Origin of the sequence: Bacteroides sp. ET71 (genome assembly GCF_023336905.1) — a bacterium.
GTDB lineage: Bacteria > Bacteroidota > Bacteroidia > Bacteroidales > Bacteroidaceae > Bacteroides.
Genome location: NZ_JAMBLS010000062.1, coordinates 1 through 2,500, shown reverse-complemented (window position 1 = coordinate 2,500; position 2,500 = coordinate 1). Strand labels below are relative to the sequence as shown.

Below are 2,500 nucleotides of genomic sequence, written 5' to 3'. Positions count from 1 at the left end.
CACGGTACTGGTTCGCTATCGGTCTCTCGGGAGTATTTAGCCTTGCCGGATGGGCCCGGCGGATTCACGCAGGATTTCACGTGTCCCGCGCTACTCAGGATACCACTACGATTCGCATCGCTTCGCATACGCAGCTTTCATGCCCTATGGCTGAACTTTCCAGAACATTCTGCTCGCGATGTATCTTTCGACCACGTGGTCCTACAACCCCCAACGTGCCGTAACACGATGGGTTTGGGCTAATCCCCGTTCGCTCGCCACTACTAGGGGAATCATTGTTATTTTCTTTTCCTGCAGGTACTAAGATGTTTCAGTTCCCTGCGTTAGCCTCCGGAATTTTCCGGATAATATCCCTTCAGGATATTGGGTTGTCCCATTCGGAGATCCGCGGGTCAAAGGTTATTTGCACCTTACCGCGGCTTTTCGCAGCTTATCACGTCCTTCATCGCCTCCGAGAGCCAAGGCATCCACCGGTTGCCCTTGCTTTCTTCTTTAATCTGTTATATGCATGGTCACTTACGTGACGGTTCATACTTTCAGCTTGAACTCTTTTGTCTTTCTTGTGCAACATGTCATAGATCGTATGCGGAAGAAACCGCAATGTGGAGAATAACGGATTCGAACCGTTGACCCCCTGCTTGCAAAGCAGGTGCTCTAGCCAGCTGAGCTAATCCCCCAGTACATCCCTCTGGCAGTAGTCCCAGGCAGAGTTGAACTGCCGACCTCTACATTATCAGTGTAGCGCTCTAACCAACTGAGCTATAGGACTGTCAGTCTTACCTCCGCCCTCGACAGGCTCGGCGTCTCTTCTTCTCACTATCTTTCGTATAAACAATACAACATAGTACAAAAGCATGCCGAAATCAAACGGCACGGATAACAAACCTCATAAGGTACGTCACTCCAGAAAGGAGGTGTTCCAGCCGCACCTTCCGGTACGGCTACCTTGTTACGACTTAGCCCCAATCACCGGTTTTACCCTAGGGCGCCCCTCGCGGTTACGCACTTCAGGTACCCCCGGCTTTCATGGCTTGACGGGCGGTGTGTACAAGGCCCGGGAACGTATTCACCGCGCCGTGGCTGATGCGCGATTACTAGCGAATCCAGCTTCGTGGAGTCGGGTTGCAGACTCCAGTCCGAACTGAGAGGGGCTTTCAGGATTGGCATCCCGTCGCCGGGTAGCGGCCTGCTGTACCCCCCATTGTAACACGTGTGTAGCCCCGGACGTAAGGGCCGTGCTGATTTGACGTCATCCCCACCTTCCTCACATCTTACGACGGCAGTCCTACCAGAGTGCCCGGCATTACCCGATGGCAACTGGCAGTAAGGGTTGCGCTCGTTATGGCACTTAAGCCGACACCTCACGGCACGAGCTGACGACAACCATGCAGCACCTCCATGCCTGCCCCGAAGGGAATATCCGTTTCCGAATCTGTCAGGCACAGTTCAAGCCCGGGTAAGGTTCCTCGCGTATCATCGAATTAAACCACATGTTCCTCCGCTTGTGCGGGCCCCCGTCAATTCCTTTGAGTTTCACCGTTGCCGGCGTACTCCCCAGGTGGGACACTTAACGCTTTCGCTAAGCCGCTGACTGTATATCGCCAACAGCGAGTGTCCATCGTTTACTGTGTGGACTACCAGGGTATCTAATCCTGTTTGATACCCACACTTTCGAGCCTCAACGTCAGTTACGGTCCAGCAAGCTGCCTTCGCAATCGGAGTTCTTCGTGATATCTAAGCATTTCACCGCTACACCACGAATTCCGCCTGCCTCTGCCGCACTCAAGGCAACCAGTTTCAACTGCAATTTCACGGTTGAGCCGCGAACTTTCACAACTGACTTAATCGCCCGTCTGCGCTCCCTTTAAACCCAATAAATCCGGATAACGCTCGCATCCTCCGTATTACCGCGGCTGCTGGCACGGAGTTAGCCGATGCTTATTCATAAGGTACATGCAATATCGTACACGTACAACACTTTATTCCCTTATAAAAGAAGTTTACAACCCATAGGGCAGTCATCCTTCACGCTACTTGGCTGGTTCAGCCTCGCGGCCATTGACCAATATTCCTCACTGCTGCCTCCCGTAGGAGTTTGGACCGTGTCTCAGTTCCAATGTGGGGGACCTTCCTCTCAGAACCCCTATCCATCGTAGCCTTGGTGGGCCGTTACCCCACCAACAAGCTAATGGAACGCATCCCCATCTTCCACCGATGAATCTTTAATAAGCAAACCAGGCAGTTCGCTTATGCCATCGGGTATTAATCTTTCTTTCGAAAGGCTATCCCCGAGTGGAAGGCAGGTCGGATACGCGTTACTCACCCGTGCGCCGGTCGCCATCAAACTTAGCAAGCTAAGCTCATGATGCCCCTCGACTTGCATGTGTTAAGCCTGTAGCTAGCGTTCATCCTGAGCCAGGATCAAACTCTTCACTGTAATAGTATCCTAATCATCCTATAAAGAATGATATGTTTGTCTTCTGCCAGGACGTACCGAATT

General features: G+C 52.2%; 2 tRNA genes and 2 rRNA genes (1 of these 4 cut by a window edge). All 4 read right to left on the bottom strand.

Annotated elements, in window-relative coordinates:
* Positions 1 to 494 (bottom strand): 23S ribosomal RNA (locus tag M3090_RS14780); it reaches 2,386 nt to the left of the window's first position.
* A gap of 109 nt (positions 495 to 603) precedes the next feature.
* Positions 604 to 677, bottom strand: a tRNA-Ala gene (locus M3090_RS14775).
* Positions 678 to 695: 18 nt separating this feature from the next.
* A tRNA-Ile gene (locus M3090_RS14770) sits at positions 696 to 769 on the bottom strand.
* Positions 770 to 907: 138 nt separating this feature from the next.
* Positions 908 to 2,437: ribosomal RNA gene (locus M3090_RS14765) — 16S ribosomal RNA — on the bottom strand.
* The 16S and 23S rRNA genes sit together here with 2 tRNA genes alongside, the layout of an rRNA operon.
* Positions 2,438 to 2,500: the final 63 nt, after the last annotated feature.